The sequence below is a fragment of the uncultured Nevskia sp. genome, from assembly GCF_903885465.1.
GTDB lineage: Bacteria > Pseudomonadota > Gammaproteobacteria > Nevskiales > Nevskiaceae > Nevskia.
Window position 1 is genome coordinate 1 of sequence record NZ_CAISIQ010000256.1, and the last position, 15335, is coordinate 15335.

Annotated in this window: 11 protein-coding genes and 1 pseudogene; 6 read left to right on the forward strand and 6 right to left on the reverse strand. The window is 64.6% G+C overall.

Features of this window, described 5'->3' with window-relative positions; translation table 11 throughout:
* A partial coding sequence (locus QZY06_RS09665) for a TCP-1/cpn60 chaperonin family protein (RefSeq protein WP_295683440.1) occupies nucleotides 1-550 on the reverse strand: 550 nt, incomplete at its 3' end.
* Between the two features lie 79 nt (nucleotides 551-629).
* On the reverse strand, nucleotides 630-920 hold the full coding sequence (locus QZY06_RS09670) for a co-chaperone GroES (protein WP_022978204.1): 291 nt from the start codon (nucleotides 918-920) through the stop codon (nucleotides 630-632).
* A gap of 306 nt (nucleotides 921-1226) precedes the next feature.
* On the opposite strand from QZY06_RS09670, the gene QZY06_RS09675 reads away from it, so the two are divergent.
* Nucleotides 1227-2507 carry an acetyl-CoA C-acetyltransferase gene (locus tag QZY06_RS09675; RefSeq protein WP_293392823.1) on the forward strand — a complete coding sequence of 427 codons (1281 nt, stop codon included), beginning with the start codon at nucleotides 1227-1229 and terminating at the stop codon, nucleotides 2505-2507.
* A gap of 49 nt (nucleotides 2508-2556) precedes the next feature.
* On the opposite strand, the gene QZY06_RS09680 is transcribed toward QZY06_RS09675, so the two are convergent.
* Entirely contained in the window at nucleotides 2557-3957 is a 1401-nt protein-coding gene (locus QZY06_RS09680) for a DUF1501 domain-containing protein (RefSeq protein WP_295683445.1), read from the reverse strand.
* Nucleotides 3957-5501, reverse strand: coding sequence for a DUF1800 domain-containing protein (locus tag QZY06_RS09685; protein ID WP_295683448.1), 1545 nt, complete (start codon nucleotides 5499-5501; stop codon nucleotides 3957-3959). Before QZY06_RS09685 ends, QZY06_RS09680 begins: the two co-directional genes overlap by 1 nt.
* A gap of 618 nt (nucleotides 5502-6119) precedes the next feature.
* Here QZY06_RS09685 and QZY06_RS09690 point away from each other — a divergent pair.
* A complete protein-coding gene (locus tag QZY06_RS09690) occupies nucleotides 6120-7538 on the forward strand; it encodes an amino acid permease (protein WP_295683450.1) in 1419 nt (472 codons plus the stop codon).
* Nucleotides 7539-7581: 43 nt separating this feature from the next.
* On the forward strand, nucleotides 7582-9240 hold the full coding sequence (locus tag QZY06_RS09695; protein WP_295683451.1) for a sodium:alanine symporter family protein: 1659 nt from the start codon (nucleotides 7582-7584) through the stop codon (nucleotides 9238-9240).
* Nucleotides 9241-9247: 7 nt separating this feature from the next.
* On the opposite strand, the gene QZY06_RS09700 is transcribed toward QZY06_RS09695, so the two are convergent.
* Nucleotides 9248-10537: an aminotransferase class V-fold PLP-dependent enzyme gene (locus QZY06_RS09700; RefSeq protein WP_295683455.1), complete on the reverse strand. Its 1290-nt coding sequence runs from the start codon at nucleotides 10535-10537 to the stop codon at nucleotides 9248-9250.
* 157 nt (nucleotides 10538-10694) lie between these two features.
* On the opposite strand from QZY06_RS09700, the gene hemH reads away from it, so the two are divergent.
* On the forward strand, nucleotides 10695-11798 hold the full coding sequence (gene hemH / locus QZY06_RS09705; RefSeq protein WP_295683458.1) for a ferrochelatase: 1104 nt from the start codon (nucleotides 10695-10697) through the stop codon (nucleotides 11796-11798).
* Between the two features lie 64 nt (nucleotides 11799-11862).
* Here hemH and QZY06_RS09710 read toward each other — a convergent pair whose 3' ends face one another.
* Nucleotides 11863-13557, reverse strand: coding sequence for a thrombospondin type 3 repeat-containing protein (locus QZY06_RS09710; RefSeq protein WP_295683460.1), 1695 nt, complete (start codon nucleotides 13555-13557; stop codon nucleotides 11863-11865).
* A gap of 304 nt (nucleotides 13558-13861) precedes the next feature.
* Here QZY06_RS09710 and sohB point away from each other — a divergent pair, with 304 nt between their 5' ends.
* Complete coding sequence (gene sohB / locus QZY06_RS09715; RefSeq protein ID WP_295683462.1) at nucleotides 13862-14938, forward strand: protease SohB; 1077 nt, start codon at nucleotides 13862-13864, stop codon at nucleotides 14936-14938.
* 132 nt (nucleotides 14939-15070) lie between these two features.
* Nucleotides 15071-15335 (forward strand): annotated as a pseudogene (locus QZY06_RS09720) (hypothetical protein); the annotation flags it as partial.

Genomic DNA, 15335 nt, shown 5'->3' on the forward strand with positions numbered 1-15335 from the left:
CGAGACCGGAGCCGTCTTCGACGGTGATGACGCCTTCCTTGCCGACCTTGTCCATCGCGGTGGCGATGATTTCGCCGATCGCTTCATCGGAGTTGGCGGAGACGGTGCCGACCTGGGCGATCGCCTTGCGGTCCTTGCACGGCACCGACATCTTCTTGATTTCGGCAGTGACGGCTTCAACGGCCTTGTCGATGCCGCTCTTGATGTCCATCGGGTCGGTGCCGGCGGCAACGGCCTTCAGGCCTTCGGCGAGGATCGCCTGGGCGAGCACGGTGGCGGTGGTGGTGCCGTCGCCTGCTGCATCGGAGGTCTTCGAAGCGACTTCCTTCACGAGCTGCGCGCCCATGTTCTCGAACTTGTCCTTCAGCTCGATTTCCTTCGCGACCGAGACGCCGTCCTTGGTGACGGTCGGGGCGCCGAACGACTTGTCGAGAATCACGTTGCGGCCCTTCGGACCCAGCGTGACCTTGACGGCGTTGGCGAGAATGTTCACGCCATTGGCCATGCGGCTGCGGGCGTCATCGGCGAATTTGACTTCTTTGGCTGCCATGTTGATTTCCTCTTGTTGCGGAATAGGGGGTTAAGACTGGACCCCGGCTTTCGCCGGGGTGACCTTCAGAAGCTCAAGGTCACTTGCCGAACACGGCAAGGATGTCGTCTTCGCGAAGGATCACCAGATCCTTGCCGTCGACCTTCACTTCGGTACCCGAGTACTTGCCGATCAGGATGGTGTCGCCGATCTTGACGTCGACGGCGTGGATCTTGCCGTCATCGCTGCGCTTGCCCGGGCCGACGGCAACCACTTCCGCCTTCAACGGCTTTTCGGCCGCGGAGTCCGGGATGATGATGCCGCCGAGGGACTTCTTCTCTTCTTCGAGACGCTTGACGATGACGCGATCATGCAAGGGACGCAGACTCATGTTCTCAACTCCTTAATATGGGTTGCTGATGATTCCGGGAGGGCGGTTGATCGTTCGCGCCGAAGGCACGTCGGAATCATTCGTTGTTAGCACTCTCTCCCGGAGGCTGCTAATTCTTAGGGGCCGGCCTCGGGGATTCAAGGGGTAAACGAGTTTTTTTGCTCGGCTGGCGACGATCTTGCCCTTCCGAGATGACAACTCAGGGCATTCTAGTAAACAGTTGTAAACAAATCCGCTGGCGACGGTACAATGCTGCATCGCAATAGCCGCGACCCTTCCCCAAACATTGGTAGTCGGAGAGACACGATGAAACCCTACGGCCGCAAAGTCGCCATCCTCGGCGGCGCGCGCATTCCGTTCGCCCGCTCCAACGGCGCCTATGCCACCCGCAGCAATAGCGACATGCTGACCGCGGCGCTGAAAGCCACGGTCGACAAGTTCCAGTTGCACGGCGAGCGTCTAGGCGAAGTCGCGGCCGGCGCGGTGCTCAAGCACTCGCGGGATTTCAATCTGACCCGCGAATGCGTGCTGTCTTCGGGCTTGTCGGCGGAAACCCCGGCCTATGACCTGCAGCAGGCCTGCGGCACCAGCCTGGAAACGGTGATGACGGTCGGCTCGAAGATCGCCCTTGGGCAGATCGAATCGGGGATCGGCGCCGGTGTCGATACCGCATCGGATGCGCCGATCGGCGTCGGCGAAGGCCTGCGCAAGATCCTGCTCGAAGCCAATCGCGCCAAGACCACCGGCGCGCGCCTCAAGGCCTTCGCCAAATTCCGGCCATCGGATCTGGTGCCGCTGATTCCCGGCAACAACGAGCCTCGCACCCGCCTGAGCATGGGCGCGCACTGCGAAATGATGGCCAAGCAGTGGGGTATTCCGCGCGAAGAACAGGACCAACTGGCGCTGGAATCACATCAGAAAGCCGCCCTCGCCTATGACTCCGGCTTCTTCGGCGATCTGGTGGTGCCGTATGCGGGGCTGTCGCGCGACAACAATCTGCGCGGCGACACCACGCTGGCCAAGCTGGCGACCCTGAAGCCCGCGTTCGACAAGCTCAACGGCACGCTGACCGCCGGCAACTCCACACCATTGACCGATGGCGCCGCCGCCGTGCTGCTGGCATCGGAAGACTGGGCCCGGGCGCATGGCCACAAGCCGCTCGCTTATCTGACCGCCTATGAAACCGCCGCCGTCGACTTCGCCGCCGGCCGCAAGGACGGCCTGCTGATCGCCCCGGCCTTCGCCGTGCCGCGGATGCTGGCGCGCATGGGATTGAAGCTGCAGGACTTCGACTTCTACGAAATCCACGAAGCCTTCGCCGCTCAGGTGCTGTGCACGCTGAAAGCCTGGAACGATCCGAAGTTCTGCAAGGAACGTCTGGGCCTCGACAAGCCGCTCGGCGAGATCGATCGCTCGCGCCTGAACATCCGCGGCTCCTCGCTGGGCGTCGGCCATCCGTTCGCGGCGACCGGTGCCCGCATCGTCGCCACCCTCGCGAAGATCATCTCCGAGAACGGCGGTGGTCGCGGCTTGATCTCGATCTGCACCGCCGGCGGCATGGGCGTGACGGCGATCATCGAAGGCTGAGCGATCCTGCAAGCAGGATCGCTGACGCCCGGCCAAGGATGGCCGGGCGCTAGCCGAGAAACCCCAGATCCTTGGTCGGAAACTGCTGCAGATTGGGGAAAACCGTTGCCAGATCGGCATCGGACACACCGAACCAGCGTGACAAGGTGGCGCCGTACTGATCGACCGAGGTGGTCGGCAACCAGCGGCCTTCGCTGGTGACATCGTCCGGACCGCCGAGCGCGTGTTCGGGAAACTGCCCGTAGAAACGCTGACCGCGCACGGCGCCGCCCATCACCAAATGATGGTTGCCCCAGGCGTGATCGGTGCCGCCGCCGGACGCCGGTTTCAGGGTGCGGCCAAAGTCCGACACCGTGAACGTGGTCACCTGATCGGCCATGCCGAGCTGGGCCATCGAATCCTGAAACGCCTTCAGCGCCGGGCTCAGCTGGCCGAATAGTTCGGCCTGCGTTTCGATCTGGCTGTTGTGGGTATCGAAGCCGCCGAGCGCCACATAGAAGATCTGCCGCGAGACGCCGAGCGTGCCGCGTGCTTCGATCATCCGGGCGGTCTGCAGCAGCTGCTGGGCGATGCCCGAGGACTGGCCGCTGAAGAAGCTGTTGATCGAGGATGAGGTGCCACTCAGGATCGGGTTGAGCGCGCCGCTGCTGGTGATCGCGGACTGAACGGTGTCCTGTGCTGAAGCGACCAGCGCATTGCCGCGATCAAGCTGCAGCATCTGGTTCAACGAGCTCGAGATGCTGCTGCGATAACTGCCGCCGCCGAAGTTGGTGAGACCGAAAGTGCCGGACGACGGCACCGACAGCGACATCGTCGAATTGCCGATCGCAAACAGATCATTGCGTCCCCAGGCGACCAGCGGCGGCACCGGCGCCGCACCGTTGGCCGAACGCACCGCATCCGCCAGCCTGCCACCCCAGCCGGTACGCGAAATCCCCTGACTGACCGCCGACTGCCACTGGGCTTGCTGATCGGCATGCGAGAACAGATTGTCCGGCATCAGCGTGCGATTGCCGTAGCCGGCCTTGGTCAGCGGCCGCGCCAAAGTGCCGACATTGAACAGCACGGCCAGATCGCCGGCGTTCCAGACCTGCTGCAAATGCGTGAATGCCGGATGGGCGCCGAACGCGGCATTGCCGCTGGCCGGCTGCAGCGCCAGCAAGTCGGCGCGCGGCAGGCCGACGGCACCGCTGGTGCGCGTGTAATCACCGCGGATCGCGGCGTACTTGCCGTAGCCGGCGGTGTCGTTCGGCACGATCATGTTGTTGCCGTCGTTGCCACCGAGCAGGAACACGCAGACCAGCGCCTTGTAGTCGCCGAAGCCCTGCGCCTGCGCGGAGAAGCTCGGCAGCGTGTTGAGCAACAGGCCGCCGCCGAGGCAACCGAGACCGCTGAGGAAATCGCGGCGCGAATGATTGGTGGGCGAGTGCATGTGCATGGAAGTACTCATCATTGAGCAACCTGGTATTGCGCCGACGACAGCGCGAGATAGAGGGCAGTGCGGGCTCGCGATGCCGTGTCGGAGACGGGAATCGTGCTCAGCGTGGTCTGGATCGTGATCCGCGACGCGAACGACATCGTGTTGTGGAAGAACAGCAGGTCGATGCGATCAAGCAGGGCCGCGGGGTCGGCAGCCAGGGCTTGCCAGGTGCTGAGATCGAGCTGGGTGCCGATGGCGCCGGGCACCGTCGAATCGGCCGTCACCGGCCCCGTCAACAAGCGCGCCAGCAGATTGATTCTTTCCAGTGCCGAGCCAGCGGTATGGAGGCCGAAACTCGGGCCGACCAGCAGCGTTCCCTGTAGCGGATAGTTGGGCGGATAGAAGTTGAACACCGAGGGCGCCTGATAGATCGGCTGACCCATCACCGTGCTGCGAGCACGCAGGTAGATGCCGTCACTGCTGCCCCCGATGCCGCGCATCAGGTTGGCGAGGAACAGGCCTGGCTCACGCAGCTTGCCGTAGTCCGGGGCGGTCTTCAGATCGCCGCGCGCTTCCGGATCGAGCAGGATCGCCCGCACCACCGAGCCGAGATTGCCGCGCACGCCGTTGCTGTCGCGATCGAACACGGCGCTGATGCGGGCGATGTAGGCCGGGCTCGGATTGCTGGTCACCAGATGCTGGATCAGCTGCTTGCCGATGAACGGCCCGACATTCGGGTGATTGGCGATGTTGTCCAGCGCCTGACGGATGTCCTGATCCTGGCCCTGGTTCGCCGGCAGCACGACGCCACTCAGCAGCCGCTTGGCACCGTTGTCGTGGGCTTCCGCCACGGGCGCCATCGGGCCATCGAAATGGCGCGGATTGTTCCAGCGCACCGGGCGGCCGGCTTTCGGCGGATAGGTCCAGCCAGTAAATGCGTGCGCGAAACCTTCGACCGTGTCCTGGTCATAGCTGGCGATCGGCCGACCCTGGCCATCCTGCTTCGGGCTGCCATCGGCATTGAGTTCGTAGACGCCGAGCGAGAACAGCTGCAGTACTTCGCGGGCGTAGTTTTCATTCGGTTCGACGCCGGCCGCCGAGTTCGGGCGTTCGTTGTTGGCCATGTCCAGATAGCGGCCCATCACCGGGCTGACCGTGACCTTCTCCAGCAATTGCCGGTAAGTGCCGAAGGCACTGTCGAGCAGCATCTGCTGATAAGCCGCCATCGCATAAGTCACCGCCACTTCGTTGCCCGAGGTGACGAAGATCTGCGACAGCGCGAACGCCACCCGCTGGCGAAGCTGGTCCGGCCCGGTCATTGCGTTGCGGAAGAAGCGGGTCTGGATCGGAAACAGCGAGTAGTTGTCGCGGCTGCAGGTGGCGATGGCGGTGGACGGGCAACTGATGCTCTGGGTCGCCTCCATGACCGGATAGCCGGCGTAGCCGGTGGCTGGCAGGGACAGCTGGCGGTCAATCCAGCTTTCCACCGTGCCGGCCTGCACCTCGGCGATCGCCGTCAGCGTGGGACCGAAGCTGGCCTGTTCGAGCAGGCGAACGGCGTCGGCCGTCGACACTGCCGATATCGGCGGTAGCGGTACCGGGATCGGATCAGGAACGGGAACCGGGGTTGGCTCCGGCGCTGGAATCGGCGTCGGTTCGGGTTCAGGCGTCGGCTCTGGTTCCGGTTCGGGAACCGGCATGGGCTCCGGAGTTGGATCCATGTCCTCGGGCACCGGAGTCGGGGCTGGGGACGGCGCCGGTGCGGGAGTCGGCTCGGGAACCGGAACCGGTTCTGGGGCCGGTGCGGGCGCCGGGGAAGGCTGTGGCCCGGCCGGTTGCGTCGGCACTTCTCCGGATGGCGTCGAGGTCGGATTGCCTCCGCCTGCTCCGCCACCACCGCATCCGGCAATCAGGCTGGCGGCAACCCACCATGAAACGGCGACAACCCTGAGCTGCATGACACTACCCCCGATCCTTGGATGTAGTGTTTTTCGACCATTGACAGAAAATCTTTACCGGAAAACTTTTTCCGGTAGCGATCAAGGGACAACCGGTGGCTCGTCATTCTTCGAACTAGCGCCCTTTCCGGGCCGCTTAAGGCGGCTTCTTACTGAAACCGCCCCCCGTCGGCATACTTCCCGCATATAACAGCGTCGTGCTGCCGCCCGGCGAACTTACTAGGGGAGTGATTGATGAGCCTGTTCCGTACTAAGCCGATCGAGACCGATCTGGAGAAACAAACCGGCCTCAAGCGCAGCCTCAATGCCTTCGATCTGGTCATGCTCGGGATCGGCGCGATCATTGGTACCGGCATCTTCGTGCTCACTGGCAAGGCGGCGGCAGTCAACGCCGGGCCAGCCGTGGTGTTGTCGTTCATCGTCGCCGGCCTGGCCTGCACCTTCGCGGCTCTCTCGTACGCCGAACTCGCATCTTCGATTGGCGGTGCCGGCAGCGCTTACGGTTACGGCTATGCGGGGCTGGGCGAATGGCCAGCGTGGATCATCGGCTGGATGCTGGTGCTCGAATATGCAGTAGCAGTACCTGCCGTTTCTGTCGGATGGTCGGAATATCTCAACACCGGCTTGCAGACAATCGGGATAACGTTACCCGAGGCGCTAAGCCACGCCCATGAGACGGCGCATCCGAACGGCGTTATCAACCTCGCCGCAGTGCTGATTATCGTTGTGCTCGGCGTCGTGCTGGCCATGGGTGCGAAGGTCGGTGCGGTGCTCAACGCGATCATTGTCGCGGTCAAGCTAGCGACCATCTTTCTGTTCATCGGCGTCGCTGTGTTTCATGTCGACCCGACCTTGTGGCACCCGTTCATTCCGGCGGAAGTGGTCGATGCAGACGGCACCAAACACTTCGGCTGGGGCGGGGTGTTCGATGGTGCTTCGCGCATCTTCTTCGCCTATCTGGGCTTCGACGCCGTTTCGACCGCTGCCGAGGAAACCAAGAAACCATCGCGCGATCTGCCGATCGGCATTCTCGGTTCGCTCGGCGCCTGCACCATTCTCTATATCGTGGTGTCCGGCCTGCTGACCGGCATCGTCCCGTACTCGACTCTGAATGTCGGTTCGCCAGTCGCTTATTCGCTGTTGCAAATCGGCCAGAAGACCGCCGCCGGCCTTATCTCGATCGGCGCCATCGCCGGTCTTACGACAGTGATGCTGGTGATGTTCTACGGCCTCACCCGCGTGCTGTTCGCGATCTCCCGTGATGGCTTGCTGCCGCAGTTCTTCGCCAAACTGCACCCGACCACGCGGACGCCGGTCGGTTCGATCATCGCTGCCGGTATCGTCATGATCGCGCTCGCCGGCTTTGTGCCGCTCAGCGAACTGGCGGACACCGCGAACATCGGCACGCTCGGCGCCTTCGTCATCGCCTGCGTCGGCGTGCTGGTGTTGCGCAAGAAGCGGCCTGATCTCAAGCGGCCGTTCCGCGCGCCGTTCGGCCCGCTGCTGCCAGTGCTCGGCGTGCTGTCCTGCGGCTATCTGATGACCCGCCTGGGCCACACCACCTGGACGGCGTTCGCGATCTGGCTGGTGATCGGCCAGGCGATCTACTTTGGCTATTCGCGCCGCCACGCCGTGCTGGCCCGCGCTGCCTGATCCGTCGTTCCGCAGCACCCGTTGGTAGCACTGGGGTACGACGATGAATCAGTTCTGGGCGGCCATCGATGCCGTCAACAACACGCTGCTGTCAGCGCCGATGCTGCTCGCCCTGCTGGCGATCGGAGTACTGTTCTCGGCCTGGAGCAAGTTCTGCCAGTACCGCTCGCTGACCCATGGCGTGGCGCTGGTTGCCGGCAAGGGCATCGACACTTCTCAAGGCGAAGGCGCGCTGACTCACTTCCAGGCGCTGACTGCGGCGATGTCCGGCACCGTCGGCCTCGGCGCGATTGCCGGCATGGCCATCGCGGTCGATTTCGGCGGGCCAGGCGCGGTGTTCTGGATGTGGGTGGTCGGCCTGGTCGGCATGGCCTTGAAGACCACCGAAGTGACCTTGTCGCTGCTCTATCGCGATACCTCGGAGCCCGGCAATCCGCATGGCGGCGCGATGTATGTGGCGCGTGACGGGCTTGCCGAGCTGAACCCGAAGCTGAAGCCGTTCGGCCGAGTCGTCGGCGTGTTCTTCTGCTTCGCGCTGCTGCTGTTCGCGTTCACCGGCGGCAACATGTTCCAGACCTGGAGCGTGGCCGACACCACCCGCGAGTATTTCGGTGTCCCGACATGGATCACCGGCGTGATCCTCGCCAGCGTCGCCGGCGCGGTGATTCTTGGCGGCATCAAGCGCATCGGCAACGTCACCAAGACTTTGGTGCCGTTCAAGTGCGGCGTTTACGTGATCGTCGGCATCTACGTGATCCTGCACGAGGCCGACAGCCTGCCGGCGCTGTTCGGTCTGATCGTCAGCAGCGCGTTCTCGCCAACCGAAGGCGTCGGCGCCTTTGCCGGCGGCTCACTCGGCGGCGCATTCATGTGGGGCATGAAGCGGGCGCTGTTTTCCAGCGAGGCCGGACTCGGCACTGCGCCGATCGCTCATGCCGCGGTGAAGACGCCGGAGCCGGTGACCGAAGGCGTCGTCGCCGGGCTCGAACCGTTCATCGACACCATCTTCGTCTGCACCGTGACCGGTCTCGTGGTGCTGTCAACCGGCATCTGGAATCGCGCGCCGGCAGCGGTCTGGACCACACCGCCAGCGATCGTCGCGACGGCCACCGGGCAATGGCAGCCGGACCTCGCTACCATCCCCGATCAATCCGGCCCGAGCAAGGAAGACTGGAAAGCCGGCGCACCGCTGTTCGTGATGGTCGACGCGGCCGGCACCCGCACGCGGCTGTACGGCGTGCTTGGTGACGATGCCCATACAGTCAGCTGGATGCCGCTGGCCAGTGCTGCGGCGCCGACCATTCTCGACACCGGCGTCTACGCCGACTATCGCGGCTCCACCCTGGTCGCCAAGGGCTTCGACAAGGTGCATCCCGGCCTCGGCCGCTGGCTGATCACGATCGCCGTCTGGGTGTTCGGCCTGTCCTGCATCATCAGCTACGGCTACTACGGCGAGCAGGGCGTGATCTACCTGTTCGGCCCGCGTTCGATCACGCCCTACCGCATCACCTGGTGCGTGTCAGCCGCCGTGGCCTGCTTCGGCTTCATCAAGACCAGCGGCCAGCTCGATGCGATCTCCACCGTCGGCCTCGGCTTCATGTACCTGATCAACCTGCCGCTGATGCTGGTGCTCGGCCACAAGGCGATGGCCGCGTATCACGGCTACTTCCGTCGCCTCGCGGCCGGCCAGATTCGCCGTTGATTCGCCGCTAGCTGGCAGCCGCAATCGCCTGCGTCAGGTCGGCAATCAGGTCATCGATATGCTCGATGCCGATCGACAGCCGCACCGTGTCCTCGGTGACGCCGGCCTTCGCAAGTTCCGCCGGTGACAGCTGGCGGTGCGTCGTCGAGGCCGGATGGGTGGCCAGCGATTTGGCATCACCGATGTTGACCAGCCGCGTGAACAGCTTCAGCGCATCCTGAAAACGCGCACCGGCTTCGCGGCCGCCGCTGAGGCCGAAGGTGATGATTCCCGACGTCCTGCCACCGAAATACTGCTGGGCGAGCGCGTGCTGGGGGTGATCTTCCAACCCGGCATAGCCCACCCATTTCACCTGCGGCTGCTGCTTCAGGAATTTGGCGATCTTCAATGCGTTGTCGACGATCCGGTCCATGCGCAGCGCCAGCGTCTCGATGCCCTGCAGGATCTGGAATGCGTTGAATGGCGACAGCGCGGCGCCCATGTTGCGCAGCGGCACCACGCGAGCCCGGCCGATGTACGCCGCCGGCCCCAGCGCCTCGGTGTAGACGACGCCGTGGTAGCTCGGGTCCGGCTCGTTCAAACGCGGGAAGCGCTCCTTGTGCTCGGCCCACGGGAATTTCCCGGAATCGACGATCGCGCCACCCAAGGTGGTGCCGTGGCCACCGAGGTACTTGGTCAGTGAGTGCACGACGATGTCCGCACCATGCTCGAACGGCCGCAGCAGGTAAGGCGTGGCGACCGTGTTGTCTACGATCAGCGGCACGCCGGCCGCGTGGGCGATCTTCGCGAGTGCTGCGATATCGGTGATGTTGCCGAGCGGGTTGCCGATCGATTCGATGAACACCGCCTTGGTGCGGGCATCGATCAGCGGCGCGAAGCTGGCCGGATCTCGGGGATCGGCGAAGCGGGTCTCGATGCCGAACTGCGGCAGCGTGTGGGCGAACAGGTTGTAGGTGCCGCCATACAGCGTGCTCGCCGACACGATGTTGTCGCCGGCCGTCGCGATGGTCTGGATCGCATAGGTCACCGCCGCTTGGCCCGAAGCCAGCGCCAGCGCGCCGATGCCACCTTCGAGCGCGGCCAGCCGCTGCTCCAGCACATCGTTGGTCGGATTCATGATCCGCGAATAGATGTTGCCGGTGACCTTCAGATCGAACAGGTCGGCACCGTGCTGGGTGTCGTCGAATGCGAAGGCCACGGTCTGGTAGATCGGCACGGCGACGGCGCGGGTCGTCGGATCAGGCTGGTAGCCGGCGTGGACGGCCAGCGTCTCGAAGCGCAGCGGGGTATCGGACATGAATCGTTCTCGGTGGCAAAACGGGCGGATGACTCGCGCCGAGGCTACGCCGATCAAGCCGTTCCAAGGAAAGCCCTTTCGCTTCTAACCGTAGCCCTACTGGCGTCTTCTGGGCCCCCGCCCCGACTACACTGTGCGGGCTCTTCTCCCGATCCGCATGAACTCGCCCAACCTGACTGATATCGCCCATCGCGCCACCGGCCGTACCGGCGTGCTGCTGATGAACCTCGGCTCGCCCGATGCGCCGACCGGCCCGGCGATTCGCCGCTATCTCGCCCAGTTCCTCGGCGATCCGCGCGTGGTGGAACTGCCGCGCCTGCTCTGGTTGCCGATCCTGTACCTGTTCATCGTGCCGTTCCGGCCGAAGCGGCTGGTGCACGCCTACGGCTCGATCTGGATGGATGAAGGCTCGCCGCTGGTCGTCTTCTCCAAGCGCCAGGCCGCGAAACTGAAGCTGAAACTGGCGCAGCAATACGGCGAGGATGTGCCGGTGGCGCTGGCGATGACCTACGGCAACCCCAGCGTCGAATCTGCTGTTGCCGAGCTCGAGCAGCAGGGCGTGCGCCGCATCGTCGTGCTGCCGATGTACCCGCAGTATTCCGGCTCGACCACCGCCGCCTGCTACGACGCCGTGTTTGCCGAAGTGCAGAAGCGCCGCTGGATGCCGGACCTGCGCACCGTGGGCTGCTATCACGATCATCCCAGCCATATCGCGGCACTGTCGAACAGCGTGCGCCGGTACTGGGAAGCCAAGGGCCGAGGCGATCACCTGCTGATGTCCTTCCACGGCGTGCCGCAGCACTACGTCACCAATGGCGATCCGTATTACTGCCAGTGCCAGAAGACCGGCCGGCTGCTCGCCGAGGCGCTGGAGCTGAGCAAGGACGCCTACTCGATCACCTTCCAGAGCCGCTTCGGCAAAGCGCCCTGGGTGCAGCCGTATACCGATGAAACGGTGCGTGCGCTGGCCGGACGCGGCATCAAGAAACTCGACGTGATGTGCCCGGGCTTCGCGGCCGATTGCCTGGAAACGCTGGAGGAAATCTCGATCGGCTGTGGCGAGGATTTCGTCGCCCACGGTGGCGAGCGCTTTTGCTATATCCCGGCGCTGAACGAGCACGACGAACACATCGAAATGCTTGCCGGGATGCTTGAAGCGCAATTACATGGCTGGCTGCTGCCGGCGCCGCAGACGGGTGATGTGGAAACTCGGCTGGCGCGCGCGTCGGCACTGGAAACGGCGTTTCGCGGCGGGCGCTGAAGGGCGCCGATCGGTCGGATGCCCGGCTTGTGCCAGGCGCCCAGATGCGGAATCGAACGTTCTGCTACTGCGCGACCAGTTGCACAGCCACCAAATAGTCGCCAGTACCGACGGCCCCGGCACCATCGATCACGACGATGCGAATCCGTGAGTCGTCGATGCCTTCGGCAAGGAAAGCCTTGCGTAGCGCCAACCCGCGGCCGGTTTCGATGTCGGCCGCTTCGCCGGCGTGCCGATGGCCCTCGAGGCGCAGCACCAGGCCAGGACTCGTCGAGAGCCGCGATGAAATCGCGCCGGAAAGCTCGCGCACCCGTTGCGTCGCCGCCGGATTCAACTGTACGGAACCCGCCGCGAAGCCGATCTGGGCCAGCGTTTCGGCACCCCTGTCCCAATCAGGCTGCGCCGGCTGCGGCAATGCGGCGCGGGGCGACTCATCAGCAGCCGGCGCCACCGCGATGACCGGCGCTGCGACGCGCGCACCCGGCACTGATGCCGCCGGCACTGACTGACGCGGCACCGGAACGGCGGGCACTACCGCTGGCGTGACCGGCGCAACCGGCGCCACAGCAGTGGGTGTGGCCGGCGTCTGCACGGTTCCGGCGGATGCCGGAATGCCCGTGACCGGAAGTTTGCGGGCAGTGCCGGCCGCCGGGCCGGGCACCGCTGCAGCCGGAACACTGACCGGCGGCGCAGCCCGATTCGGCGCGTATCCCGGAGGAAACTGGTCAGCCGACAGTGACGGCACCGGCAGCGTGACCGTCGCCGCTTTCGGCAGTGAGGACGTACGGTCCGCAGAGGCAGGCGACATCGTCGCCCGCTGCTCGGCATTGGCACGCGCCTCTTCGGGGCTCAGCACGACCTTCGGCTCCACCACCGCGGCTTCGTGCCGCACTGGCGCCGCGACGGCCGGAGCTGGAATGCTGGTGGCAACAGGAGCCGCCGGTTTGGCAGCAATCGCTGCGGTGGGCGCTGCCGGGGTTACTGGACTGGGTGCGTCAGATCCAAGTTCGCGACTCGGTTTGACCTGGATGATCACCGCTTCGACGGGCTTGGGAGCAGGAGCAGCGGCAACCGGTGCTGCAGCTTTCGGCACAGCAGGTGTCGGGATGGCGGCTGTAGGAACCGCAGGCGGCGGAACAGCGGCAGCCGCAACCGGCGCTGCTGGCGCCGGAGCAGGCTTGGCAGGAGCAACTGGCAGCACCGGAACAACCACAGGCTCTGCCGCGCCCGTTGCGGGCCGCGGTGGCGGAGCCGCAAACAGCTCGTTCTCGTCGACATAGTCCGGATTGGTCTTGACGATCACCTTCGCCGGGCCCGTTGGCGGCGCAAGCTTGGTGGCCGGCACCGGTTCATCTTTCTTGGCAACAGCGTTCTTCTGGCTGCCAGCGACGATGATCTCGCAGCCGCGGCTGTCGACCTTCTCCCCATAGGCGGTGCCCGGACATTGATCCAGGCCGTTGGCGACGCCGTCAAAGTCTTCATCGAGCGCGCAGCCCTGAGCGTCTACCTGGATGCCGATCGTCGAGTACGGACACAGGTCGACATCGTCGGGGACGCCGTCGCTGTCGGCGTCGTTGGAGATCGAGCAGCCCGCGGCGTTGACCTTGTCGGTGGCTGCGCTGTACGGACATTCATCGCGATCGTCCGGAACGCCATCACCGTCGCCATCGCCGGGAGACGGCGCCGCCGCTGCAGTGGCGACCGCGGCCGCAAGCAACGCGGCGAGGATGAGGTTCATCGAGCGGGCAAAAGATGTCATGCGAGGGTTCCGGCGACAGTAGCTGCAGCAAAAGGGGATGCCGTTCCAGCGTTTGCGAATTTAAACGAATCAGACGCTTGCCGACACTGTTCAGATGCTTTTTTGCTGCAATTTGCCACGGCCATCCGTTGAATACCTGCGCCCTGCCTCCATGCTCGACCTGCGCCGGCGTTCGCATCGGCGTTGGGCACCTGTGGCAAGTTGAAGGGTCGAGGCCGCACTTTCCTTGCGCCCGTTTCGCCGCGGTTCCGTCACTGCCATCATCATGGGTCTGGCCCTGTCAGGGCCAGACCGGAAAAACTCCATGCAAGAGCTGCTGCTGCAATACGGCTTGTACCTCGCCAAGACCCTGACCTGGGTGGTCGCCATCGGCGCGCTGATCGTGCTGATCGCCAATCTGATTCGCGAGGGTCGCGGCCAGGTCGGTGAGCGGCTGGAAGTGAAGCACATCAACGAACGCCTGAAGGACATGGCCGAGGTGCTGAATCTCGATCTGATGAGCGACGGCGAGCACAAGACGGCCGAGAAGCAGCGCAAGGCCGACGCCAAAGCCAAGAAAAAGGCCGCGAAACTGGGCGAGGAGCCGGTCAAGCCGCGCCTGTTCGTGCTTGATTTCGATGGCGACATCGAAGCCTCGCAGGTCGGCGCGCTGCGCGAGGAAATCAGCGCCCTGCTGCAGGTTGCCCGTCCAGACGACGCGGTGCTGGTTCGTCTGGAAAGCGGCGGCGGCATCGTGCATTCCTACGGTCTGGCGGCGTCCCAGCTGAAGCGCATCCGCGACCGCGGCTACCGGCTGATCGTGTCGATCGACAAGGTCGCCGCCAGCGGTGGCTACATGATGGCCTGCGTCGCCGACGAGATCGTCGCCGCGCCGTTCGCCGTGGTCGGCTCGATCGGCGTCGTCGCCCAGATGCCGAACTTCCATCGCCTGCTCGACAAGCATCAGGTCGATGTCGAACTGCACACCGCTGGCGAGTACAAGCGCACCTTGACCATGTTCGGCGAGAACACCGACGCCGCGCGCGCCAAGTTCAAGCAGGAGCTGGAAGAGATCCACAGCCTGTTCAAGGCTTTTGTTTCGGACAACCGCAAGCAGCTGGCGATCGAGAAAGTGGCGACCGGCGAGCACTGGTACGGCACCCAGGCGCAGGAACTCGGCCTGGTCGACCGCCTGCAGACCAGCGACGATCTGCTGCTCGATGCGGTCAAGGAGCGCGAGGTCTACGAAGTCCGCTATCGCGTCAAGCGCGGTCTTCGCGAGCAATTGATCGGCACGCTGTCGCGCGTCGCAGGCTTGCGCACCGCTGGCAAATGGGCGCCGGCCGGAATGGCGCAAAGCCTGTCGACGCTCGACGCCAGCCGCCTGAACCGACTGCCCTGATCCCCTTCCCGTGAAAGTGCCTGCAAGCTGCAGCATCGACATTGTGTTGACGTCGTGAAACTTGCGCGCGCCGCCATGGTCGTACCGCCACGTTCGCACCGAACGAAATAGACATCCCCAGGACAACCCACGATGAATCTCCGCTCCTTCATTAAGACGGCTGCTGTGGCCGGCGCTGCCGGTCTGCTGGCGACTGCAGCGACGCTGAGCCTTTCGACGACCGCACCGGCACCGCTGCACGCAGACGTGCCGACTTCCCTGCTCGCCTCCCCGGGCCCCAACGGTCAACTGCCGTCGCTGGCGCCGATGCTGAAGCCGGTGCTGCCGGCCGTGGTCAATATCTCCGTGGTCGCCAAGGTTCAGCAGCGCGAGCAGCAGCAGAACCCGCTGCTCAACG